The 23,191-nt window shown below is 66.4% G+C and carries 18 protein-coding genes and 1 pseudogene; 12 read left to right on the forward strand and 7 right to left on the reverse strand.

Annotation, left to right across the window (positions count from 1 at the left end):
• Positions 1-56 precede the first annotated feature (56 nt).
• From uvrC to ACWRN3_RS03290, 10 genes are all read left to right on the forward strand, one after another.
• Positions 57-2,057: an excinuclease ABC subunit UvrC gene (gene uvrC, locus ACWRN3_RS03245; RefSeq protein ID WP_476739865.1), complete on the forward strand. Its 2,001-nt coding sequence runs from the start codon at positions 57-59 to the stop codon at positions 2,055-2,057.
• Positions 2,058-2,125: 68 nt separating this feature from the next.
• Positions 2,126-3,049 (forward strand): RNase adapter RapZ, encoded by a 924-nt coding sequence (rapZ, locus tag ACWRN3_RS03250; RefSeq protein ID WP_159632064.1) that lies wholly within the window; start codon positions 2,126-2,128, stop codon positions 3,047-3,049.
• Positions 3,049-4,068 (forward strand): gluconeogenesis factor YvcK family protein, encoded by a 1,020-nt coding sequence (locus tag ACWRN3_RS03255; protein ID WP_476739866.1) that lies wholly within the window; start codon positions 3,049-3,051, stop codon positions 4,066-4,068. The genes rapZ and ACWRN3_RS03255 overlap by 1 nt, the downstream gene beginning before the upstream one ends.
• A 9-nt stretch (positions 4,069-4,077) precedes the next feature.
• Complete coding sequence (gene whiA, locus ACWRN3_RS03260) at positions 4,078-5,058, forward strand: DNA-binding protein WhiA (RefSeq protein ID WP_015937022.1); 981 nt, start codon at positions 4,078-4,080, stop codon at positions 5,056-5,058.
• Between the two features lie 102 nt (positions 5,059-5,160).
• Positions 5,161-5,787 (forward strand): superoxide dismutase, encoded by a 627-nt coding sequence (locus ACWRN3_RS03265; protein ID WP_159632062.1) that lies wholly within the window; start codon positions 5,161-5,163, stop codon positions 5,785-5,787.
• 259 nt (positions 5,788-6,046) lie between these two features.
• A complete protein-coding gene (gap, locus tag ACWRN3_RS03270) occupies positions 6,047-7,057 on the forward strand; it encodes a type I glyceraldehyde-3-phosphate dehydrogenase (RefSeq protein ID WP_224026039.1) in 1,011 nt (336 codons plus the stop codon).
• Between the two features lie 10 nt (positions 7,058-7,067).
• The gene (locus ACWRN3_RS03275) at positions 7,068-8,294 is read left to right on the forward strand and encodes a phosphoglycerate kinase (protein ID WP_476739867.1); all 1,227 of its coding nucleotides are present in this window, start codon (positions 7,068-7,070) and stop codon (positions 8,292-8,294) included.
• A gap of 134 nt (positions 8,295-8,428) precedes the next feature.
• Positions 8,429-9,244 carry a triose-phosphate isomerase gene (gene tpiA / locus ACWRN3_RS03280; protein ID WP_255172166.1) on the forward strand — a complete coding sequence of 272 codons (816 nt, stop codon included), beginning with the start codon at positions 8,429-8,431 and terminating at the stop codon, positions 9,242-9,244.
• Positions 9,245-9,292: 48 nt separating this feature from the next.
• Positions 9,293-9,550 (forward strand): preprotein translocase subunit SecG, encoded by a 258-nt coding sequence (gene secG, locus ACWRN3_RS03285; RefSeq protein ID WP_159632058.1) that lies wholly within the window; start codon positions 9,293-9,295, stop codon positions 9,548-9,550.
• A 138-nt stretch (positions 9,551-9,688) separates the two neighbouring features.
• Entirely contained in the window at positions 9,689-10,084 is a 396-nt protein-coding gene (locus tag ACWRN3_RS03290; protein ID WP_255172167.1) for an RNA polymerase-binding protein RbpA, read from the forward strand.
• On the opposite strand, the gene pgl is transcribed toward ACWRN3_RS03290, so the two are convergent.
• The 6 genes from pgl to tkt are packed head-to-tail and all read right to left on the reverse strand — an operon-like array spanning position 10,037 to position 18,254.
• Complete coding sequence (pgl, locus tag ACWRN3_RS03295) at positions 10,037-10,855, reverse strand: 6-phosphogluconolactonase (RefSeq protein WP_324641906.1); 819 nt, start codon at positions 10,853-10,855, stop codon at positions 10,037-10,039. The genes ACWRN3_RS03290 and pgl overlap by 48 nt on opposite strands.
• Positions 10,845-11,786: a glucose-6-phosphate dehydrogenase assembly protein OpcA gene (locus tag ACWRN3_RS03300; protein ID WP_255172168.1), complete on the reverse strand. Its 942-nt coding sequence runs from the start codon at positions 11,784-11,786 to the stop codon at positions 10,845-10,847. The genes pgl and ACWRN3_RS03300 overlap by 11 nt, the downstream gene beginning before the upstream one ends.
• On the reverse strand, positions 11,783-13,342 hold the full coding sequence (gene zwf / locus ACWRN3_RS03305) for a glucose-6-phosphate dehydrogenase (protein WP_324641908.1): 1,560 nt from the start codon (positions 13,340-13,342) through the stop codon (positions 11,783-11,785). The genes ACWRN3_RS03300 and zwf overlap by 4 nt, the downstream gene beginning before the upstream one ends.
• Positions 13,343-13,357: 15 nt before the next feature.
• Entirely contained in the window at positions 13,358-14,989 is a 1,632-nt protein-coding gene (locus ACWRN3_RS03310) for a glucose-6-phosphate isomerase (RefSeq protein WP_324641909.1), read from the reverse strand.
• Positions 14,990-14,994: 5 nt separating this feature from the next.
• Positions 14,995-16,110 carry a transaldolase gene (tal, locus tag ACWRN3_RS03315; protein ID WP_476739868.1) on the reverse strand — a complete coding sequence of 372 codons (1,116 nt, stop codon included), beginning with the start codon at positions 16,108-16,110 and terminating at the stop codon, positions 14,995-14,997.
• A gap of 26 nt (positions 16,111-16,136) precedes the next feature.
• Positions 16,137-18,254: a transketolase gene (gene tkt, locus ACWRN3_RS03320; protein ID WP_324641910.1), complete on the reverse strand. Its 2,118-nt coding sequence runs from the start codon at positions 18,252-18,254 to the stop codon at positions 16,137-16,139.
• Positions 18,255-18,772: 518 nt separating this feature from the next.
• On the opposite strand from tkt, the gene ACWRN3_RS03325 reads away from it, so the two are divergent.
• Both ACWRN3_RS03325 and ACWRN3_RS03330 read left to right on the forward strand, forming a co-directional pair.
• A complete protein-coding gene (locus tag ACWRN3_RS03325; protein WP_324641911.1) occupies positions 18,773-19,732 on the forward strand; it encodes a heme o synthase in 960 nt (319 codons plus the stop codon).
• Positions 19,733-19,904: 172 nt separating this feature from the next.
• Positions 19,905-22,174: pseudogene (locus ACWRN3_RS03330) on the forward strand (SulP family inorganic anion transporter).
• Positions 22,175-22,245: 71 nt separating this feature from the next.
• On the opposite strand, the gene ACWRN3_RS03335 reads toward ACWRN3_RS03330, so the two are convergent.
• A complete protein-coding gene (locus tag ACWRN3_RS03335; RefSeq protein WP_476739869.1) occupies positions 22,246-23,190 on the reverse strand; it encodes a COX15/CtaA family protein in 945 nt (314 codons plus the stop codon).
• Between the last annotated feature and the right edge of the window lies 1 nt (position 23,191).

The following is a 23,191-nucleotide window of genomic DNA, read 5'->3' on the forward strand; positions in this document are numbered from 1 at the left end:
GGGTCCGGATGCTCAGGTTGGCATGGAGACCCGGCGCGACTCAGTAGACTTGATAGGTGGCAAATCCAGCAAGTTACCGGCCCAAAACCGGTGAAATCCCCACCAACCCGGGCGTCTACCGGTTCCGTGATCCGCACGGCCGGGTCATCTACGTGGGCAAAGCCAAAAGCCTCCGGTCCCGGCTGAACTCCTACTTCGCCAACCCGGCGGGGCTGCTGCCCAAGACCTATGCGATGGTCCACGCGGCCAGCAGCGTTGAGTGGACCGTGGTGGGCAGCGAACTCGAATCGCTGCAGCTGGAATACACCTGGATCAAGGAATTCAAGCCGCGCTTCAACGTGGTGTTCCGGGATGACAAGACGTATCCCTACCTGGCCGTGACCATGAGCGAAAAGTACCCGCGCGTGCAGGTCATGCGGGGCGACAAGCGCAAAGGGACCCGCTATTTCGGCCCCTACACCGCGGGCGCCATCCGGGAAACCATGGACACCCTGCTCCGGGTCTTCCCCGTCCGGAGCTGCAGCGCCGGCGTCTTCAAGCGGGCCGAGGCAAGCGGCCGGCCCTGCCTGCTCGGCTACATCGATAAATGCTCCGCGCCGTGCGTCGGGCGGATTTCGCCGGAGGACCACCGGGCACTGGCCGACGATTTCTGTGCCTTCATGGGCGGTGAAGCCAAGCGCTTCATCAACAAGCTGGAAAAGCAGATGGGCGACGCCGTGGCGAAGCTCGACTACGAGCACGCAGCCCGGCTGCGTGACGATATCACCGCGCTGCGGAAGGTATTCGAACGCAACGCCGTGGTGCTCTCCGAGGACACCGATGCCGACGTCTTCGCCCTGCATGAAGATGAGCTGGAAGCGGCCGTCCAGGTGTTCCACGTCCGCGGCGGCAGGATCCGCGGCCAGCGCGGCTGGGTGGTGGAAAAGGTGGAGGACTTCACCACCCCGGACCTGGTGGAACACCTGCTGCAGCAGGTCTACGGGGAGGACGGCGACACGCACGGCCGGCTGCCCCGCGAAGTCCTGGTGCCCGTGGCGCCCAGCAACCAGGAGGACCTGGCCAAATGGCTGGGCGGGATCCGCGGCGCCAAAGTGGACATCCGGGTGCCACAGCGCGGTGACAAGGCGGCACTGATGTCCACCGTGCGTGAGAACGCCGAACACGCGCTGAAGCTTCACAAGACACGGCGGGCAGGTGACATCACCGTCAGGTCGCAGGCCCTCCAGGAGCTGCAGGAAGCCCTGGACCTCCCGGTTCCCCTGCTCCGGATCGAATGCTTCGACGTCTCCCACGTCCAGGGCACCAACGTCGTGGCCTCCATGGTGGTGGTGGAGGACGGGCTGCCCAAGAAGTCCGACTACCGCAAGTTCTCCATCACCGGCCCCGCGGCCGCTGATGACACCGCTGCCATGCACGACGTCCTGACGCGCAGGTTCCGCCACTATCTCCAGGACAAGTCGGCGCAGGTGGACGAATCCCTGCTGGAAGCCGGCGGCCAGGAGGCGGCACCGGGTGCGGCGGTGCTCGACAGCACCACGCCGGCGCCAAAGGCCAAGTTCGCGTACCCGCCCAACCTGGTGGTGGTGGACGGCGGCCAGCCGCAGGTGAACGCCGCCGCCCGTGCACTCAAGGGCCTCGGGATCGACGACGTCTACGTCGTGGGGCTGGCCAAACGCCTGGAGGAAGTCTGGCTTCCGGACAGCGACTTCCCGGTGATCCTGCCCCGGACCTCGCAGGGGCTCTACCTGCTCCAGCGGATCCGCGACGAGGCCCACCGCTTTGCCATCACGTTCCACCGGCAGAAGCGCGGCAAGGCCATGACGGTGTCGGCATTGGACGCCGTACCGGGCCTGGGCGCCTCCAAGCGGAAAGCCCTGCTGGCGCACTTCGGATCCGTCAAGGGCGTGAAGGCCGCCACGGTGGAGGAGCTCGCAGAGGCGAAGGGCATTGGCCCTGCCTTGGCCGGAGCCATCGTGAACCACTTCGCGGCGGAGGGGACCGAGGCCGTGACCGTGCCCGCGATCAACATGACCACCGGCGAAATCATTGAAACTTAGCTAGGGTAAAGGACGGGGCAATGCCACAGCGGCGGCCCCGGGAACAACGAGGAAACGGGGCAGGCTTCATGGCAGACACGACCGCGGGATCCGGAGCGGGCCACGACGGGCTGGAGCCCGTCAAGCCGCTCGAAGCGGAACTGCTGGTGGTCACCGGGATGTCCGGCGCCGGACGGAGCACCGCCGCGGATGCGCTGGAGGACCACGGCTGGTACGTCGTGGAGAACCTGCCGCCGCAGATGCTGGGAACGCTCGCGGAGCTGGTCTCGCACGCCCCGCAGTCGATTCCCCGGCTGGCAGTGGTGATCGACGTCCGCAGCAAGGGCCTCTTCGCGGATATCCGTGCAGCCCTGGGGGCATTGGCCGCCAGCGGTGTGACCTTCCGCGTCCTGTTCCTCGACGCCAGCGACAACGTTCTGGTCCGGAGGTTCGAGCAGGGCAGGCGCCCGCACCCCCTGCAGGGCGGCGGGCGCATCCTTGACGGCATTGCCGCCGAACGTGAGCTGCTGCAGGAACTGCGCGACAGCTCCGACGTCGTCCTCGACACCTCCAACTACAACGTCCACGGGCTGGCCACGGCCATCACGGAACTGTTCAGTGAAACCGGCCCGGTGGCCCTGCGGCTCAACGTCATGAGCTTCGGCTTCAAGTACGGCCTGCCGGTCGATGCCAACTATGTGGCCGACGTCAGGTTCATCCCCAACCCCCACTGGGTGCCGCAGCTGCGCCCGCAGACCGGCCTGGACAAGGACGTCAGCGACTACGTCCTGGAGGCCGAGGGCGTCAAGAACTTCGTGGACCGCTACGTCCTGGCCCTGGAACCCGTCCTGGAGGGATACCGCCGGGAGAACAAGCACTACGCCACCATCGCCGTCGGCTGCACGGGCGGCAAGCACCGCTCCGTCGCCGTCGCGGTTGAACTCTCCAAGAAACTCGCCCAGTATCCGCGGGTCACGGTGACCACCGCGCACCGGGATCTGGGCCGCGAATAATGGCCCTGTTCACCGGAGCCCTGCCCCTGGTGCCGCCCGCCACCGGCAAGGGCTCGGGCCAGCAGGACAAGGGCCCCAACGTGGTGGCTTTGGGCGGCGGGCACGGCCTGGCGGCCTCGCTGTCCGCGCTGCGCCTGCTCACCTCCAAACTCACCGCGGTGGTCACGGTGGCGGACGACGGCGGCTCCTCCGGGCGTCTTCGCGAGGAGTACGGCGTCCTTCCGCCGGGAGACCTCCGGATGGCCCTGTCCGCGCTCTGCGATGACACCGACTGGGGCCGCACCTGGCGCGACGTCATGCAGCACCGGTTCCGTGCCGGGAAGGGGCCCGGCGGTTCGCTGGACGAGCACGCCATGGGCAACCTCCTGATCGTCACCCTGTGGGAGCTGCTGGGCGATACCGTTGCCGGGCTCAAATGGGCCGGCGCCCTGCTCGGCGCCCGCGGCCAGGTGCTGCCCATGTCCACGGTCCCGCTCACCATCGAAGGCGACGTCCGCGTCACCGCACCCGACGGTGGAACTGCCCTCCACACCATCCACGGCCAGGCACGCTGTGCCGTGGCCGGCTCGCTGGAGGAGGTCCGGCTCCTCCCCGAAGCTGCACCTGCCTGCACCGACGCACTGACGGCAATCGAACTGGCGGACTGGGTGGTCCTGGGCCCCGGCTCCTGGTACACGTCAGTCCTTCCGCACCTGCTCCTCCCGGAGATGCGGCAGGCACTGTGCAGCACCCCTGCCAAACGCTGCCTCACCATGAACCTCGCCACGGACACCAAGGAAACCAGCGGCATGTCGGCGGCCGACCACCTCCACGTCCTCCGGCGCTACGCCCCCGAGTTCAGCGTGGACGTGGTCCTGGCCGATCCCGCGTCGGTACCGGACCGGCAGGAGTTCGAGAAGGCCGCCGGCATGATCGGCGCGGAGGTGGTCTTGGGTAAAGTAGGGGCGTCGGGACGCCGCCCCGTCCATGAGCCGCTCCGGCTGGCCACGGCGTACCAGGACATTTTTGGGAACAGTTAGGAAGGTGCCATGGCACTGACAGCATCGGTCAAGGAAGAACTGTCCCGTCTGGACATCAAGAAGTCATCAGTGCGCAAGGCTGAAGTCTCCGCAATGCTCCGGTTCGCCGGGGGACTGCACATCATTTCGGGCAGGATCGTCATCGAGGCGGAAGTTGACCTCGCGTCCACTGCACGCCGGCTCCGCGCCGCCATCGCCGAGGTCTACGGACACCAGAGCGAAATCATCGTGGTCTCCGCCGGCGGGCTCCGCCGCGCCAGCCGCTACGTGGTCCGCGTGGTCCGCGACGGCGAGGCGCTGGCCCGCCAGACCGGACTGCTGGATGGCCGCGGCCGCCCCGTGCGCGGCCTGCCGTCCGCCGTCGTCAACGGCTCGGCCGCAGACGCCGAAGCCGTGTGGCGCGGGGCGTTCCTGGCGCATGGTTCGCTCACCGAACCCGGCCGGTCGTCTTCGCTGGAAGTCACCTGCCCGGGTCCGGAATCGGCCCTGGCCCTGGTGGGCGCCGCCCGCCGGCTGGACATTCAGGCCAAGGCCCGCGAGGTCAGGGGAGTGGACCGCGTCGTCATCCGCGACGGCGACACCATCGCCGCGCTCCTGACACGCATGGGCGCCCACGACGCACTGATGGTGTGGGAGGAACGCCGGATGCGCAAGGAAGTCAGGGCCACGGCCAACCGGCTCGCCAACTTCGATGACGCCAACCTGCGCCGCTCCGCCCAGGCGGCCGTGGCCGCCGGCGCACGCGTGGACCGGGCGCTGGAAATCCTGGGCGACGACGTCCCGGACCACCTGAAGTACGCCGGCGAGCTGCGCGTGGCCCACAAACAGGCGAGCCTTGACGAGCTGGGCCGGCTCGCCGACCCCGTGATGACCAAGGACGCAATTGCCGGCCGGATCCGCCGCCTGCTCGCCATGGCGGACAAGCGGGCGCTTGACCTGGGCATTCCCGGAACGGACGCCAATGTGACGCCTGAAATGCTGGACGAGTAGGCGCCCCATAGAATCAGAAATAATTCCGGGCACCAGCTGCCCGGATGCACAATCCAAGAGTTACCAACCGGGCCTTCCTGGTCCACGATATTGGAGGATTTTGTGACCGAGTACGTATTGCCGGAACTCAGCTACGACTACGCCGCCCTCGAACCGCACATCTCTGCGCGGATCATGGAGCTGCACCACAGCAAGCACCACGCCACCTACGTGGCAGGCGCCAACAACGCCCTGGCCCAGCTGGCCGAGGCCCGCGAGAAGGGCGACTTCGCCAACATCAACCGGCTCTCCAAGGACCTCGCGTTCCACACCGGCGGCCACATCAACCACTCCGTGTTCTGGAAGAACCTCTCCCCGGACGGCGGCGACAAGCCCGAGGGCGAACTGGCCGCAGCGATCGATGACGCCTTCGGCTCCTTCGACGCGTTCCGCGCCCAGTTCTCCGCCGCGGCCCTCGGCCTGCAGGGCTCGGGCTGGGGCTTCCTGGCCTACGAGCCCATCGGCGGGAACCTGGTCATCGAGCAGCTCTACGACCAGCAGGGCAACGTTGCGCTGGGCACCACCCCGCTGCTGATGCTGGACATGTGGGAGCACGCCTTCTACCTGGACTACGTCAACGTCAAGGCCGACTACGTCAAGGCGTTCTGGAACATCGTCAACTGGGCCGACGTCGCCCAGCGCTTCGAGGCAGCACGCACCAACGCCACGGGACTTATCACTCTCCCGTAGTGACGTGCGATATACATCGCTGTAACAAACTTCACATTCTGACTTAAACGGGCCGGGATGTGGACCGTCCGCCCCCGCACTTGCGGGGGCGGACCCAGTTAAACGTAAGATAGGTCACGGAAGGCGGTTAGCCTTCAGCAATGAGGCTGGTCGCCCTCCGTGTAAATCATCTCTGCCCAATGGCGTGCGGGATCTGTTAGTTGGCTTCAACGCCCGCTCAACTAGTAGTGCTTTTCAAAGCACCAAGGAGACTGTAAAAGTGACGACCCGTATTGGTATCAACGGCTTTGGCCGCATCGGCCGCAACTACTTCCGCGCAGCGCTTGCCCAAGGCGCAGATCTCGAGATCGTTGCCGTCAACGACCTCACCAGCCCCGAAGCCCTGGCCCACCTGTTCAAGTACGACTCTGTCGGCGGCCGGCTGAAGGAAACCATCGAGGTCAAGGACGGCAACATCGTCGTCAACGGCAACGTGGTCAAGGTCCTGGCCGAACGCGATCCCGCCAACCTCCCCTGGGGCGAACTGGGCGTTGACATCGTGATCGAATCCACCGGCTTCTTCACCAAGGCTGCCGACGCCAAGAAGCACATCGATGCCGGCGCCAAGAAGGTCCTGATCTCCGCTCCCGCCTCGGACGAAGACATCACGATCGTCATGGGTGTTAACCACAACCTCTACGACAACGCCAAGCACAACATCATTTCCAACGCGTCCTGCACCACCAACTGCCTCGGCCCGCTGGCAAAGGTCGTCAACGACGAGTTCGGCATCGAGCGCGGCCTCATGACCACCGTGCACGCCTACACCGCCGACCAGAACCTCCAGGACGGCCCGCACAAGGACCTGCGCCGTGCACGCGCCGCAGCCATCAACATGGTTCCCACCTCCACCGGTGCCGCCAAGGCCATCGGCCTGGTCCTGCCTGAGCTCAAGGGCAAGCTGGACGGCTACGCCATCCGCGTTCCCGTGCCCACCGGCTCCGCCACCGACCTCACCGTCACCGTCTCCCGCGAAACCACCGTCGAGGAAGTCAACGCAGCCCTCAAGCGTGCCTCCGAGTCCGACGAGCTGCAGGGCTTCCTGACCTACACGGAAGAGCCGATCGTGTCCTCCGACATCGTTGGCGACCCCGCTTCGTCCATCTTCGACGCCGGCCTGACCAAGGTCATCGGCAACCAGGTCAAGGTTGTTTCCTGGTATGACAACGAATGGGGCTACTCCAACCGCCTCGTCGACCTCACGGAGCTTGTAGCAGCCAAGCTGGGCTAGGGTTAGACACATGACATCACACACCCTCAACGAACTGATCGCTGAAGGTGTCCGCGGGCGGTACATTCTGGTTCGAAGTGACCTGAATGTGCCGCTCGACGGCTCTACAGTCACTGACGACGGCCGCATCAAGGCCTCACTCCCAGTGCTGGCAAAGCTCACGGACGCCGGTGCCCGCGTGCTGGTAACAGCCCACCTCGGACGCCCCAAGGGCGCCCCGGAGGACAAGTACTCCCTTCGCCCCGCAGTGGACCGCCTCGCCGAGCTGGCGGGCTTCAAGGTAACCCTGGCCGCAGATACCGTCGGCGACGCCGCCAAGGCTGCCGCTGCATCCCTGCAGGACGGTGAAGCACTCGTTCTGGAGAACGTTCGCTTCGATGCCCGGGAGACCAGCAAGGACGACGCCGAACGGGGCGCCTTCGCCGACGAGCTGGTGGCACTCACCGGCAGCAATGGCGCGTACGTGGATGACGCCTTCGGTGCCGTCCACCGCAAGCACGCCAGCGTCTACGACGTCGCCACCCGGCTCCCGTCGTACCAGGGCGACCTGGTGCACACCGAGGTCGAGGTCCTGCGGAAGCTGACCGCCGACACCCAGCGCCCCTACGTGGTGGTTCTGGGCGGGTCCAAGGTCTCGGACAAGCTCGCGGTGATCAACAACCTGATCGGCAAGGCGGACACCATCCTGGTGGGCGGCGGCATGCTCTTCACCTTCCTGGCGGCACAGGGCCACAAGGTTGCCTCAAGCCTCCTTGAAGAGGACCAGATCCCGGTGGTCCAGGACTACCTGAAGCGCGCAGCGGACGCCGGCACTGAGTTCGTGGTTCCCACGGACGTGGTGGTGGCAGAGAAGTTCGCTGCCGACGCTGCGCACGAAACGGTTGCAGCCGACGCCATTGAGGGCAGCAGCTTTGGTGCCCAGGGCATCGGCCTGGACATTGGTCCCGATACCGCTGCCGCCTTCGCGGAGCGGATCAAGGGAGCCCGGACGGTCTTCTGGAACGGCCCGATGGGCGTCTTCGAATTCGAGACCTTCTCTGCAGGCACCCGCGCCATTGCACAGGCCCTGACCGGCACCGAGGGGTTCACCGTGGTGGGCGGCGGAGATTCAGCCGCGGCAGTACGCACCCTGGGATTCAGCGATGACCAGTTTGGCCATATTTCCACCGGCGGCGGCGCCAGCCTGGAGTACCTCGAAGGCAAGGAACTCCCCGGCCTCAGCGTCCTGGACCGCTAGAACCAGACCGGTAAAGCGGGACTGCAGAACCACCGCTGCTGTCCGCCAGAAACGGACTTCGCAGTCCTCCGGCCGGCAGGTTGCCCATGGCAGCCTGCCGGCCGAACACATATCAAGAACTTTTTGGAGATTACGTGACTACGTCAACGAACGGCGCTTTCGACCGCAAGCCCTTCATCGCGGGCAACTGGAAAATGAACATGGACCACGTGCAGGGGATCACCCTCCTGCAGAAACTCGCCTGGACGCTGTCCGACGCGAAGCATGACTACAGCCGCGTCGAGGTGGCCGTCTTCCCGCCGTTCACCGACCTCCGCGGGGTCCAGACCCTGGTGCAGGGCGACGACCTGCAGGTCGCGTACGGCGGCCAGGACCTCTCGCAGTTCGACTCAGGCGCCTACACCGGCGACATCTCCGGGCAGTTCCTGAACAAGCTCGGCTGCAAGTACGTGCTGGTGGGCCACAGCGAACGCCGGACCATCCACAACGAGTCCGACGACGTCCTCAACGCCAAGGTCAAGGCAGCGTTCAAGCACGGCGTCACCCCCGTCCTTTGCGTGGGGGAAGGACTGGAAATCCGCCAGGCCGGAACCCACGTCGAGCACACGCTCCAGCAGCTCCGTGCCGGAGTGGCTGGCCTTAGCAACGAGCAGGCAGCCGAACTGGTGGTCGCGTACGAGCCCGTCTGGGCCATCGGCACCGGTGAAGTTGCCGGACCGGAGGACGCCCAGGAGATGTGCGCCGCCATCCGCGCAGAACTCGAGAGCCTTTTCGGCGCCGACGTGGCAGCCAAGACCCGGCTGCTGTACGGCGGCTCGGTCAAGGCCAACAACGCTGCCGCCATCCTGAAGGAGCGCGATGTGGACGGCCTCCTGGTGGGCGGCGCCAGCCTTGACCCGGCTGAGTTTGCTAATATTGTCAGGTTCGAGAGCCACCTGGTCACGGACTAGTCCGTAGCCAGCGCATACTCCCGCAATTCCAACTTCCGAAAGGCCGTCGTGGACGTTCTTCATGTCATTCTGCAGATCCTCCTGGGTATCACCAGCCTCCTGCTGACGCTGCTGATCCTCCTGCACAAGGGACGCGGCGGCGGACTGTCAGATATGTTCGGCGGCGGCATGAGCTCAGGCCTCAGCTCCTCGGGCGTGGCAGAACGCAACCTCAACCGCTTCACCATCATCCTGGGCGTCACCTGGGGCGTGGTGATCATCGGGCTTGGTCTGATCATGCGCTTCAGCGGCGCCGGCGACTCCTAAAGGGTCCGCTGGATAGGGTCCTGCGGCACTCCCGCCGCCCGGCCCGGGCATCTAAACTGTGGCTGTCGGTTTACCCGGCAGCCACAGTTTTTGTTTAAGCTGCAGGGCTCCGGTGTCCGCGTCGAGGCAGGAGTTTCCATGGTCCATCCAGCATCAGGCTTTCGAGGCACCCGTGCCGGGGTTGTCGCAGGCTCCGGATCGAGCCTGCAGTCCAACGACTCGTCCTCCCGGCCCCTCCCGCGCATCCGGGTGTCCTACTGGTGCGCGAGGGGCCACGAGACCCAGCCGGTGTTCCTGAAAATGCCTGACGACCAGATTCCGCAGACGTGGGACTGCCGGCGGTGCGGCGCGACCGCTTCCCGGGACGGCCAGGCGGCGGCGCCGGATGACCCATTCGACGACGGCTACAAGAGCCACCTGGAATACGTTAAAGAACGGCGCTCCGGCCAGGACGCCGAAGACGTCCTGGCCGGAGCGCTGGAAAAGCTACGCGCCCGCGGCGTCCTTCCGGACCAGCTGCTCGGGGACGCGTGACGCTGCGTTCTCGTCGATAAGCCACAGGGTCCGGGACGTTCCCCGCGGGCCGGACGCAGGAACCTGCACCGGGTTGGCCCCGGCCAAAGCGAGTCCCACGGCTCCAGCCTTGTCCTCGCCGGCCACAACCATCCAAACCTCCGCCGCCGTGTTGATGGCAGGCAGGGTCAGGGAGATCCGCAGCGGGGGCGGCTTGGGGGAGTTCCGCACACCAACCACTGTGCGCTCTTTCTCGCGGACTCCGGCCTGCTCCGGGAACAGCGAAGCAATGTGGGCGTCAGGACCCACACCCAGCAGCACCACGTCCAGGCGGGGGAGCGCGGACGGTTCATCGGGCCTGTCGTCGGACATGTCCGCCGCGTGCTCGGCCGCCGCGGCATCCCGCAACTGGCGGGCGTAGTCCTCAGCCGCTTCCTCGGGGGTATCGAACTCATCGGAAGAACCCGGCGAGTGGACGCGCTCCGGGTCCACTGAAATGTGGGACAGCAGCGCGTCGAATGCCTGCTTGGTGTTCCGTTCCGGATCTGCGGAAGCGAGGAAGCGTTCGTCACCCCACCAGAAGTTGACCTTGGACCAGTCGACGGCGGGCGCCGCCGGGGAGTCCGCCACAGCCTTCAGCGTGCCGATTCCCACGGTTCCCCCGGTGAGCACCACCGTGGCTTCGCCGTACTTGTCCTGGACATCAACGAGCTTGGTGATCAGGCGTGCCGCTATGGCGGCCATGAGGACGGACGAATCAGGATGGATGCTTACTCGTGGGTCAACGCTCACTGGGTCGGACGCTCCTTAGATTGGTACGTGGCAGTCCAATAGTAATCACTTCGCCAAATACTTCGTCGGGGTCCAGACGGCGCAGTTCTTCGGCGAGGCAGTCACGGAGGCTGCGGCGCGGGAGGGAGATCCGCTGGGCGGGCTGGCCCGGCTGGGTAAGTTCGGCGATGGAAAGTCCCGGCCGGAAGAGCTGGACGTCGCCGCCGGGGCGGGTCAGCCGCACACGTCGGATGCCGGTCCCGGCGGGGTCCGCGACGATGGTGACGGGGGCGTCCAGCGTCAGGGTGAGCCAGGCTGCCAGCAGGATGGTGGAGGGTGAGTCCGAGGCCCCTTCAACCGCTACCGCGGTCACGGGCGAGGAGTCCACCTCGTCCAGGGCGGCTGCAAGCTGGATGCGCCAGTTGGTCAGGCGCGTCCAGGCGAGGTCGGTATCACCGGCTTTGTAGGTCCGGTGGATCCGTTCCAGTGCGGCCTGCGGATCGGGTTCGTTCGCGGAGTCGGTGATCCTGCGGTGGGCGATCGCACCGATGGACGTTTCGCAGGCGTTCTCGGGGGCGCCGTGCGGCCACCAGGCCACGATCGGCGCGTCCGGGAGCAACAGCGCCGCGACCAGGGACTCACTTTCGTGGGCGAGCTGGCCGTAGCCGCGCAGCACGATGACTTCGGAGGCACCGGCGTCCCCGCCGACCCGGATCTGGGCGTCGAGCCGGTCCTCGTTGTCCTTCCCGGCATCGGCGAGCACGATGATCCGGCAGGGGTGTTCCCGGCTGGCGTCGTTGGCGGCCTCGATCGCTTCTTCCTCAAGCCCTGACTTGGTCACGACCACGAGGGTCAGGACGCGGCCCAGAGCGATCACGCCGCCCTGCTCGCGCAGGGACATGAGTTTCTTGGACACCTTTGAGGTGGTGGTGTCGGGCAGGTTTACGATCATGGCCTTCTCCAGGTTCGTCCGTCGCGGGCCAGCAACTCATCAGCAGAGGCCGGGCCCCAGGAGCCGGGTGCGTAGGGTTCGGGCTGCTCATCCAGGGACGCCCAGTAGTCCTCGAACGGGTCAAGGATCTTCCAGGAGAGCTCCACTTCCTCATGACGGGGGAACAGCGGCGGCTCACCCAGCAGCACGTCCAGAATCAGCCGCTCGTAGGCTTCCGGGGAAGACTCGGTGAATGAGTGCCCGTAGCCGAAGTCCATGGTCACATCCCGCACTTCCATCTGCGTGCCGGGGACCTTGGACCCGAACCGGATGGTCACACCCTCGTCCGGCTGGACACGGATGACCACAGCGTTCTGCCCGAAATCGTCCTCACCATGGTCGCGGAACAGCAGGTTTGGGGCGCGTTTGAACACCACCGCGATCTCCGTCACCCGCCGGCCCAGGCGCTTGCCCGCGCGCAGGTAGAACGGCACCCCGGACCAGCGGCGGGTGTGGATGTCCACCCGGACCGCGGCATAGGTTTCCGTGGTGGAATCGGCGGGAATGCCTTCTTCCTCCAGGTAGCCCAGGACCTGCTCGCCGCCCTGCCATCCGCCGGTGAACTGCCCCCGCGCCGAATGCGTCGACAAATCCTCCGGGAGCTTGACCGCTGCCAGGACCTTTTCCTTCTCCGCCCGCAGGTCATCGGCGTTGAACGAGATGGGTTCCTCCATCGCGGTGAGCGCCAGCAGCTGCAGCAGGTGGTTCTGGATCACGTCGCGGGCCGCGCCCACGCCGTCGTAATACCCCGCCCGGCCACCGGTGCCGATGTCCTCGGCCATGGTGATCTGGACATGGTCCACATAGTTGGCGTTCCACAGCGGCTCGAACAACTGGTTCGCGAAGCGCAGCGCCAGGATGTTCTGCACCGTTTCCTTGCCCAGGTAATGGTCAATCCGGAACACCGCGTCCGGCGGGAACACCGACTCCACAATGTCATTGAGCTGCCGCGCCGATTCCAGGTCATGGCCGAACGGCTTCTCGATCACCACCCGCCGCCACTTATCGCCATCGGCCTGCGCCAGGCCATGCTTGGAGAGTTGCCGGCAGACCTGCTCGAACGCCTTCGGCGGGATCGACAGGTAGAACGCGTGGTTGCCCCGGGTGCCCCGGACATCGTCGAGTTCCTTGATCGTCTCGCCCAGACGCTCAAACGCAGCGTCGTCGTCGAACTCGCCCTGCACGAACCTGATGCCCTCGGAGAGCTGGTTCCACACCGCCTCATCAAACGGCGTGCGGGCATGCGCCTGCACCGAGGCCTTCACCTCGGCGGCGAAATCCTCCTTGTCCCACTCCCGGCGGGCGAAGCCCACTAACGCGAAACTCGGCGGCAGCAACCCACGGTTGGCCAGGTCATACACCGCCGGCATCAGCTTCTTCCGGGCAAGATCGCCCGTCACCCCAAAAAGGACCAACGACGACGGACCGGCGATCCGGTTCAAACGGCGGTCACGCGGATCACGCAACGGATTACGCCCGCGGCCCGCGCCCTTCCTGCCGTATTCAGTTTCTGGCATGGTTACTTTTGCGCCTTAGCTTTCGGTTGCGGATGCGCGGGTGGACAGTGCAGCGACGACGTCCTGCAGCTGGGCCACGCCGGCGGCACGGTCGGTGAGGTGGAGGCGCAGCACGGGACGGCCATGCTCACCCAGGACCTGGGCGTCGCCTGCAGCCTGGGCAGCGATGAGCTCACCAAAGGTGAACGGCCGGTCCGGAATGCCCAGGTCCTCCGCCGGGGCGGCAGTGACCTGGAGGAACACGCCGATGGCAGGGCCACCCTTGTGGAACTGTCCGGTGGAGTGCAGGAAGCGCGGGCCCCAGCCGAACGTCACCGGACGGCCGGTGGCAGCAGCCAGTTCATCACGGATACCTTCGAGCCCGGCGAAAGCCAACCGGTCGAAGTACGCCTGGACGCTCAGGTAACTGTCGGAGGACAAGGTGCCCAGCAGGGCCTTGACGGCACCCTCTGCGGTAGCGGCCTCGCCAAGCCAGTCGCCGCCGCGCACCTCGATGGCGCCGTCAACGAATGCGGCCGGCGTAGGCTCCGGCTGGGCGTCCAGCAGTCCGCGTGCCGCTACCTTGGCGGCCTCGACGTCGGGCTGGTCGAAGGGGTTGATCCCCAGCAGGCGGCCGGCAACGGCGGTGGCGAACTCCCACACCATCATTTGGGTGGCAAGGCCGCCGGCGATGGCCACCTGGTTGTCGCCGAGTTCGATGTCGGCATCAGCGGCCACAAGCCGCACCACCAGCACGTCAGCCGCGCCGGAAGTGACTTCCGGGGACTGCGGGCCTGCGACGACCGGCAGGATGCCCGTGCCCAGCTTGCCGGTGGATTCGGCGATGAGCTGTTCAGCCCAGTCAGCAAATCCAACAATGCCGGACCCGTCCTCGGCGATGACAATCTTGTTCCGCAGCGGGTTGGTCCCGCCCAGCGCAGTACCCAGGGCGAGCCCGATGTTTTCCGGTGCATCGTCGTTGAGGATTTCGGCAGCTTCTTCTGCCTCGTCCAGGAACGCCTGGATGTCCACCCCGGCCAGGCCGGAGGGTACAAGGCCGAACGCGGTCAGCGCCGAGTAGCGGCCGCCGACGTTGGGATCGGCATTGAAGACTGCGCGGTAGCCGGCTTCGCGTGAGGCCTTGTCCAGGGGTGAGCCGGGGTCGGTCACGATGATGATCCGGCTCTTGGCGTCCACGCCTGCCTCGGTGAAGGCCTGCTCGAAGATCCGCCGCTGGGAATCCGTTTCCAGGGTGGAACCGGACTTGGACGAGACCACGATGGCGGTGGCGGCCAGCCGGTCTGCGAGGGCAGCACGGACCTGGTCCGGGTCCGTGCTGTCCAGCACTGTCAGCTCGACGCCGGCCGTGCCGGCGATGACCTCGGGGGCCAGCGATGATCCGCCCATGCCGCAGAGGACGATCCTGCTGACGCCTTCGGCGCGCAGGGCGTCACGGAGTTCCAGGATGTCCTTGACCAGGGGCTGTGAGACGGTGGCGGCCTCCACCCAGCCCAGGCGGATTGCGGACTCGGATTCGGCGTCCGGACCCCACAATGTGTGGTCCTTGGCGAAGATCCGGGTGGCGATCCGGTCCTCGACGAGGGCGGGGAGGTGCTGTTCAAGCGCCTCCTGGGCAGCGCCGGTGGCGTCGTAGCTGAGAGTGCTCATAGGTGTTAGGAAGCCTTTCGTGCAGAGGCGAGGGCGCCTTCGACGTCGGCCAGCAGTTCCTTCCAGCTGGCCACGAACTTGTCCAGGCCTTCGCTTTCAAGGAGCGCGACGACCTCGTTGTAGGAGATACCGAGCTTCTCCAGGGCGTCGAGGGTTGCGTTCGCCTCATCATAGGTGCCGGTGACGGTGTCGCCGGTGACCACGCCGTGGTCGAAGGTGGCGTCCAGCGTCTTCTCCGGCATGGTATTCACGACCCCGGGGGCCACGAGTTCGGTGACGTACAGGGTGTCCGGGTACGCCGGGTCCTTCACACCGGTGGAGGCCCACAGGGGGCGCTGGGGGAGTGCACCGGCGTCGGCCAGCAGGGCCCAGCGCTCGGTGGAGAAGAGTTCCTCGTAGACCTGGTAGGCCAGGCGGGCGTTGGCCAGGCCGGCCTTGCCCTTGAGGGCCTTGGCCTCGTCGGTGCCGATCTTGTCGAGGCGCTTGTCGATCTCGGTGTCCACGCGGGAAACGAAGAAGGACGCAACGGAGTGGATCTTCGAAAGGTCGTGGCCGTTTTCCTTGGCCCGCTCCAGGCCGGACTGGAAGGCGTTGATGACGGCGCGGTAGCGCTCCAGGGAGAAGATCAGGGTCACGTTGACGCTGATGCCCTCGGCCAGGGTTGCCGTGATGGCTTCGAGGCCTTCGAGCGTGGCCGGGATCTTGATGTGGACGTTGTCCTTGTTGACGCGCTGGTAGAGGTGCTTGGCCTCGGCGATGGTTCCTGCGGTGTCCCAGGCAAGGCGCGGGTCGACTTCGATGGAGACGCGGCCGTCGACGCCCCTCGTGGCGGCAGCGACCGGGGCGAACAGGTCGCAGGCATCGGCAACGTCGGTGGTGGTGATCTCAAAGATCGTGTCCTCCACGCTGGCGCCCTCCGCTGCCTTGCCGGCGATGATGTGGTCGTAGTCGGTACCGGAGGTGATGGCGGCGTGGAAGATGGACGGGTTGGTGGTCACACCAACCACGTTCTTCTCTTCGATGAGCTTGCGGAGGGTGCCGGTTTCCAGGCGTCCGCGGGAAAGGTCGTCGAGCCAGATGGAGACGCCGGCATCGGAAAGCTGCTGGGTGGGAGTAGTCATTGTTATATCTCCTAAAAGATGAGGTTTCAGGCCTGCAGGCTGGATAGGGAGTCCTTGGCGGCGGCGGCGACAGCTTCTGCCGTGATGCCGAACTCCTGGAAGAGGCGCTTGTAGTCAGCGGAAGCGCCGTAGTGTTCAAGGCTGACGGAGCGGCCGGCGTCGCCGACGAATTCGCGCCAGCCCAGGGCCAGTCCGGCCTCGACCGAGACACGTGCCTTGACGGCTGCGGGCAGCACGGATTCGCGGTAGGCAGCGTCCTGCTTCTTGAACCACTCAACGCAGGGCATGGACACCACGCGGGCGGCGATGCCGTCGGCCTGGAGGGCTTCGCGGGCCTGGACGGCCAGCTGGACCTCGGAGCCGGTGGCGATCAGGATCACGTCAGCCGGAACCGTGGCGCCGTCCTTCGAAGCCTCGGCCAGGACGTAGCCGCCCTTTGCCACGCCTGCCGTGGACGCGAAAGTATCGCCGTCGGCGTCGCCCGTGCCGCGTTCCCAGGTGGGAATGTTCTGGCGGGTCAGGACGATGCCTGCCGGGTTGGCGTGGTTCTCCAGCATCGTCTTCCAGGCTGCTGCCACCTCGTTCGCGTCACCGGGGCGGACGACGTCCAGGCCCACGATGGCGCGCAGCGAAGCGAGCTGTTCCACGGGCTGGTGGGTGGGGCCGTCCTCACCCAGGCCGATGGAGTCGTGCGTCCAGACGTACAGCGACGGGACACCCATGAGGGCGCCGAGGCGGATGGCGGGGCGCTGGTAGTCGCTGAAGATCAGGAAGGTTCCGGAGAAGGCACGGGTGTTGCCCGCAAGGCTGATGCCGTTCACGATCGACGCTGCAGCGTGCTCGCGGATGCCGAAGTGCAGGACCCGGCCGTACGGGTTGCCGGACCAGGCGCCGGTCTGCTTGGAGGCAGGCACGAAGGACGGGGAACCTTCAATGGTGGTGTTGTTGGACTCAGCAAGGTCGGCGGAGCCACCCCACAGTTCGGGGAGGACCGGGCCCAGGGCGTTCAGGACCTTGCCGGATGCCGCGCGGGTGGAGACGTCCTTGCCGGCCGGGAAGACGGGAAGGGCTGCGTCGAGGCCTTCGGGAAGCTCCTGTGCCTCGATGCGCTCGAGGAGTGCGGCGCCTTCCGGGTTGGCTTCGCGCCAGGCATTGAAGGATTCTTCCCAGGCCTTGTGTTCTGCCGCGCCGCGTTCCACCACTGCGCGTGCGTGGTCCAGGACTTCCTGGTCCACCTCGAAGGACTTGGCCGGGTCGAAGCCCAGCACCTCCTTCAGTGCGGCCACCTCTTCGGCGCCGAGGGCCGAGCCGTGGATCTTTCCGGTGTTCTGCTTCTTGGGGGCGGGGTAGCCGATGATGGTGCGCAGCGAGATGATGGAGGGCTTGGACGTTTCGGCCTTGGCGGCGAGCAGGGCGCTGTAGAGCTCCTGGACGTCTTCCTTGTATTCGCCGGTCCGGGTCCAGTCCACGCGCTGGGTGTGCCAGCCGTAGGCCTCGTAACGCTTCAGGACATCCTCGGTGAAGGCAATGTCGGTGTCGTCTTCGATGGAGATGTGGTTCTCGTCGTAGATCACCACGAGGTTGCCCAGTTCCTGGTGTCCGGCCAGCGAGGACGCCTCGGCGGTGACACCTTCCTGGAGGTCGCCGTCTGAGGCGATGACCCAGATGGTGTGGTCAAAGGGCGACTCGCCGGCGGGAGCATCGGCGTCGAACAGGCCACGCTGGCGGCGCTGGGAGTAGGCGAAGCCCACCGAGGACGCCAGGCCCTGGCCCAGCGGGCCGGTGGTGATTTCCACGCCGGCGGTGTGCTTGTACTCGGGGTGCCCCGGGGTCAGTGAACCCCAGGTGCGCAGGGCCTCCAGGTCCTTGAGTTCCAGCCCGTAGCCGGAAAGGAAAAGCTGGATGTAAAGCGTCAGGGACGTGTGGCCCGGGGAAAGAACGAACCGGTCCCGGCCGAGCCACTGCGGATCGCGCGGGTCATGGCGCATCAGCTTCTGGAAGAGAAGGTATGCGGCCGGGGCCAGGCTCATGGCAGTTCCGGGGTGGCCGTTGCCCACCTTCTCCACGGCATCCGCGGCCAGGACGCGGATGGTGTCCACGGCGCGCTGGTCCAAGCTGGTCCATGACAGTTCTTGCTCTTCCAAATGTGGCACGAAAACCGGGCCCCTCTCTGTGCTGATGGCGGCGGTACACCGGATCCGGCCAAGGGCGCGCTGTTCGGCGCCCGCTGCGGTGTGTACCAGCCGTTCACCATCGAAACGTTGATCCTTGCATTCAGTCACGAACAGCAAGCGGGAATGCGTTTTCCACCGCTTTCTTGCTGCGTGCTGATCTGGGGACAGCTTAGCTCTTATCCATACTGCGGGCGGCGCAAATCTCACGTTTTGGACGCAATTTCCCCTTTTGTGAATCACCTTTTCGGAGGGTTGAGTTAATCTGCTCGAATGGGCCCGCGACCAATCAATTGCGCATATTGGAGGGCGGGGGCAGGGCCGGCGGCGCGGTATGATAATCGGAGGCCAACTCCGGGCGCATCCCTAACGCCGCCCGGGGTGTCCCGGCTGTTGCACGCACGTGAAGTGTTTCCTTCCTTAAGTGCCGTGCCCGGGTCCGGGCCGCACGACCGGAGCTGCCTGCCAGCCTCAACTGCCACACAGAACGGGTGACTGCCACCGTGAGCACAACAGATACGCCGCTGAACGCATCCCGGGCCTCCGGCATCGGGTTTGCCCGTAAGGCCAAGGCGTATCTCGCCCTCACCAAGCCGCGCGTGATCGAGCTGCTCCTGGTGAGCACTCTGCCCACCATGATCTACGCCGAGCGGGGCTTTCCGTCCATCGGACTGATCCTTGCCACGCTGGTGGGCGGCGCCTTTGCTGCCGGCAGCGCCGGAGCCTTCAACTGCTACATCGACCGGGACATCGACAAGCTGATGCACCGGACGGAAAACCGGCCGTTGGTCACAGGGGAAGTCACCCCGAGGGAAGCCCTCGTCTTTTCCTGGCTGCTGGGAGCGGCTGCCATCGTGATCCTATGGTTCGGCGCCAATCCGCTCTCTGCCTGGCTGGGCCTGGGCGCCATCTTCTTCTACGTGGTCATCTACACGATGATCCTCAAGCGCCGCACTGCGCAGAACATTGTTTGGGGCGGCGCCGCCGGCTGCTTCCCGGTGTTGATCGCGTGGGCTGCCGTGACCAACTCCGTGGAGTGGCCCGCCATCATCCTGTTCCTGGTGATCTTCCTGTGGACGCCGCCGCACTACTGGCCCCTGTCCATGCGCTACGGCGAGGACTACCGAAATGCCAATGTCCCCATGCTTGGGGCCATTGCCGGGGCCAAGGTCGTCTCTGTCCAGGTGGTGCTGTACGCCTGGGCCATGGTGGCCTCCTCCTTGCTCATGATCCCGGCCGGCGGGGCAGGCTGGGTGTATACAGCGACGGCGGTCGTCGCAGGCGCCTGGTTCCTCTACGAATCGCACGCGCTCTACTCGCGCGCCCACCGCGAGGATATTTCCGACAAGCGCGCCATGAAGGTGTTCCACGGTTCCATCAGCTACCTGACGCTGCTGTTCATCGCCCTCGCGGTGGACCCCTTCGTTGGAAGTGCTGTCATGCCGGGCTAGGCACTTCGATTTGGCCCACGGCGGCTCCTGCTTCAGGCGGGAGCCGCCGTTGTTCTTTAACCCAACGGCAGACGAATATGACAGATTTGTCATATCCGTCACTTTAACTGTCATTGCCACTGACGGGATGCTTACGGTAGAGCGGACCCCTCCCGCGACCAAAGGAATCCCCATGGAAGCCCATCCCTCTGCCGTCCCCGCCCCCAGCCACAGCCCGCCCGGAGGAGGCGGCGGAGGCCGCCGCCGCTTCCTGTCCCGCCCTCCGTTCTTCGCCCACCTTGGCGCCGACGTGCCGGCATCGCTGGTGGTGTTCCTGGTGGCACTCCCGCTCTCGCTCGGGATTGCAGCGGCCTCCGGGGCGCCGATCATGGCGGGACTTATCGCCGCCACCATTGGGGGATCGTGGCTGGAAGCCTCGGCGGCTCACCCCTCCAGGTGAGTGGACCGGCGGCCGGACTGACCGTCGTCGTGGCCGGCCTCGTCCAGGAATTCGGCTGGCAGGTGACCTGCGCCATCACCACGGCCGCCGGCGTCGTCCAGCTTTTGTTGGGCTTCAGCCGGGTGGGCAGGGCCGCCCTGGCGGTGTCGCCGGTAGTGGTCAAGGCCATGCTGGCCGGCATCGGCGTCACCATCATCCTGCAGCAACTGCACGTGATTCTCGGCTCCCGGCCCGCCGGATCCGCCCTGGAGAACCTCGCCGGACTGCCGGCGGCCATTACCAACCTCGAACTGCACGCGGCACTGCTGGGGCTGGCCGTCGTGGCGATCCTGCTGTGCTGGAAGTTCCTGCCCACCGCTGTCCGGCGGATTCCCGGGCCCTTGGCCGCCGTCGCGGCAGGAACCGCTCTGGCCGTGGCCTTTGCGCCCGGCGTTGAACGCATCTCCCTGGACGGGTCCATCTTCGACGCCATCGCCCTGCCGCAGCTCCCTGACGGAAACTGGCGCGCCTTCGCGTTCGCCGTCATGACCATGGCGCTGATCGCCAGTATCGAGTCCCTCCTGTCCGCGGTGGCCGTGGACAAGATGCAAACCGGTCCGCGGACCAACCTCAACCGGGAGCTTATTGGGCAGGGCACGGCCAACATCCTCTCCGGGTCGCTGGGCGGCCTGCCGGTGACGGGTGTGATCGTGCGCAGCGCCACCAACGTGGAAGCGGGCGCGGCCACGCGCACGTCCGCGGTGCTGCATGGGGTGTGGATCCTCGCGTTCTCGGCCCTCTTCGCCGGCCTGATCCAGCTGATTCCGTTGGCTGTCCTGGCCGGCCTGCTGGTGGTGATCGGTGCCCGCCTGATCAAAGTGGCGGATATCCGCACCAGCCTGCGGACGGGGGATCTTCCGATCTATGCGGTAACCCTGGTCTGCGTGGTGTTCCTGAACCTGCTCGAGGGCGTCATGATCGGCCTTGCCCTCGCCGCCGCCAACGTCCTCTGGCGTGTCCTGCGGGCACAGATCCAGTCCCACCCGCCGGCCGCCCCGTCGTCGCCCTGGCGCGTGACCATCGCCGGTTCCTGCAGCTTCTTCGCGCTGCCAAAGCTCAACCCCGTCCTCCAGGCTGTACCGGCCGGCAAGAACGTGGTGGTGGAGCTGAACGCGGACTACGTCGACCACTCTTTCCGTGAAGCCCTGCTTGCCTGGCAGCTGCAGCACCAGGCCACCGGCGGAGCCGTGCGCCTTGAGGAGCACGGCAACACCGTCTTCCAGGATGCCGGTCACCAGGCACCCAGGCGCGAGGAAGCCACCGAACTGCCGCTCCCGCCGCGGAAGGAACCCCTGCTGGTGGGGGTCAACAAGTACCACCGCCGGTTTGCCCACCAGGTCCGTCCGCTGGTCCATGACCTGACGGAAGGCCAGAACCCTGACAGCCTGTTCGTGGCCTGCGTCGATTCCCGCGTCAACCCGAACCTGATCACCAGCAGCGGCCCCGGCGACCTGCTCACGCTGCGGAACATCGGCAACGTGGTGTGCAGCCACGGGCGGGACGCCTCGATTGATTCGGCCCTGTCCTTTGCCGTCAACGGCCTGCGGGTGCAGTCCCTGGTCATCTGCGGGCACTCCAACTGCGGCGCCATGAAGGCGCTCCTTTCGGAAGCCGACGGCGGAGACAACAGTTCCCTGGGCCCGGCGTTCAACCAGTGGCTGGACCATGCCCGCCCCAGCTATGCGGCACTGCTGGCAGGGCACCCGGTGGGCAGGCAGGCCGCCGCAGCGGGCTACGGGACCGTTGACCAGCTCTCGATGGTCAACGTGGCCGTGCAGCTGGCAAAGCTGCAGGACCATCCAGTGGCAGGCCCCGCACTGGCCGTTGGGACGGTCCAGGCCACGGGACTTTTCTATGACATTGCCACGGCCCGGGTCCTCCAGGTCTCCGCCGACCGCATCAAGAACCTGGACCCTGACTTCGACGCCGACCGCCAGGGCAACGTCGCCGCAGCAGGCCGCTAGCCAGCGGCCTTAAAAGCAGGCGCCCCGGTCCTGAAGCGGACCGGGGCGCCAGGCGCCAGCTGCGCTGGGGGCTATTTCACCTTGCTGGACCGCGCGATGTCCCAGGCATTGGTCGAGGCTGCCATGAGCAGCGCCGCGCCGAGCATGTGCGCTGCCACCAGCAACGCCGGGATGCCGTTGTAGTACTGCGTGAACCCGATGATGGCCTGCAGCACGGTGACGCCCAGGAGCATCAGGACAGCCGTCCGGAAGGGGCCTGTAATGCGGCGGCGGATGACCAGCACAAAGGCCACCACGGTGCCGGCGGTGACCAGATACGCCGGGACTGCGTGGATGTGGGAGAACAGGTCCCAGTCGAGGTCGTTACGGGGAGCGTCGGCGTCACCTGCGTGGGGACCTGCACCCGTAACCACCACGCCGAGCATGACGGCAACGGCAGAGAAAAGGGCGACGGCGGCCGTTACCGGGCGCAGCACGGCAGGGAGTTCCGCGGGGCGGCCTGCGGGGAAGCGGCCGGTCCGGCCGAAGGCGCGGTTCACCAGCAGGGTGGAGAACACCACGAGGGCCATCGACACCAGGAAGTGCAGGCCCACCACCCACGGGTTGAGGTTGGTGAGCACGGTGACGCCGCCGATGACGGCCTGTGCGGGGATGCTGGCGAGCAGTCCGAGGGCCAGCAGGAAGAGGTCCTTGCGTTCCTTCCGCAGGTTCCACAAGTAGACCAGCATGAGCGCGGCCACGGCGGCCAGCGCGAAGGTCAGGAGCCGGTTGCCGAACTCGATGAAGCCGTGGATGCCCATTTCCGGGGTATTCACCAGGGAATCCGACGTGCAGCGGGGCCAGGTGGGGCAGCCAAGGCCTGAGGCCGTGAGGCGGACAGCTCCGCCCGTGACCACCAGAAGCGTCTGGCCGATCAGGGATGCGACGGCGAGGCGGCGGATGCGGACGTCCACCGTGCGGGGGAGCCGCGACGCCAGGCGGCCGGCAAGCTGGGGAAGGCGTGAAGCCGTGGTCACG

Source organism: Pseudarthrobacter sp. rb (genome assembly GCF_056389225.1).

Excerpts from the sequence above, each read along its gene's own strand:
- zwf (WP_324641908.1), bottom strand. The coding sequence starts at position 13,342 with ATGCCAGAAACTGAATACGGCAGGAAGGGCGCGGGCCGCGGGCGTAAT.
- ACWRN3_RS03255 (WP_476739866.1), top strand. The coding sequence starts at position 3,049 with ATGGCCCTGTTCACCGGAGCCCTGCCCCTGGTGCCGCCCGCCACCGGC.
- tal (WP_476739868.1), bottom strand. The coding sequence starts at position 16,110 with ATGACTACTCCCACCCAGCAGCTTTCCGATGCCGGCGTCTCCATCTGG.
- ACWRN3_RS03310 (WP_324641909.1), bottom strand. The coding sequence starts at position 14,989 with ATGAGCACTCTCAGCTACGACGCCACCGGCGCTGCCCAGGAGGCGCTT.
- ACWRN3_RS03275 (WP_476739867.1), top strand. The coding sequence starts at position 7,068 with ATGACATCACACACCCTCAACGAACTGATCGCTGAAGGTGTCCGCGGG.
- whiA (WP_015937022.1), top strand. The coding sequence starts at position 4,078 with ATGGCACTGACAGCATCGGTCAAGGAAGAACTGTCCCGTCTGGACATC.
- ACWRN3_RS03290 (WP_255172167.1), top strand. The coding sequence starts at position 9,689 with ATGGTCCATCCAGCATCAGGCTTTCGAGGCACCCGTGCCGGGGTTGTC.
- rapZ (WP_159632064.1), top strand. The coding sequence starts at position 2,126 with ATGGCAGACACGACCGCGGGATCCGGAGCGGGCCACGACGGGCTGGAG.
- ACWRN3_RS03300 (WP_255172168.1), bottom strand. The coding sequence starts at position 11,786 with ATGATCGTAAACCTGCCCGACACCACCACCTCAAAGGTGTCCAAGAAA.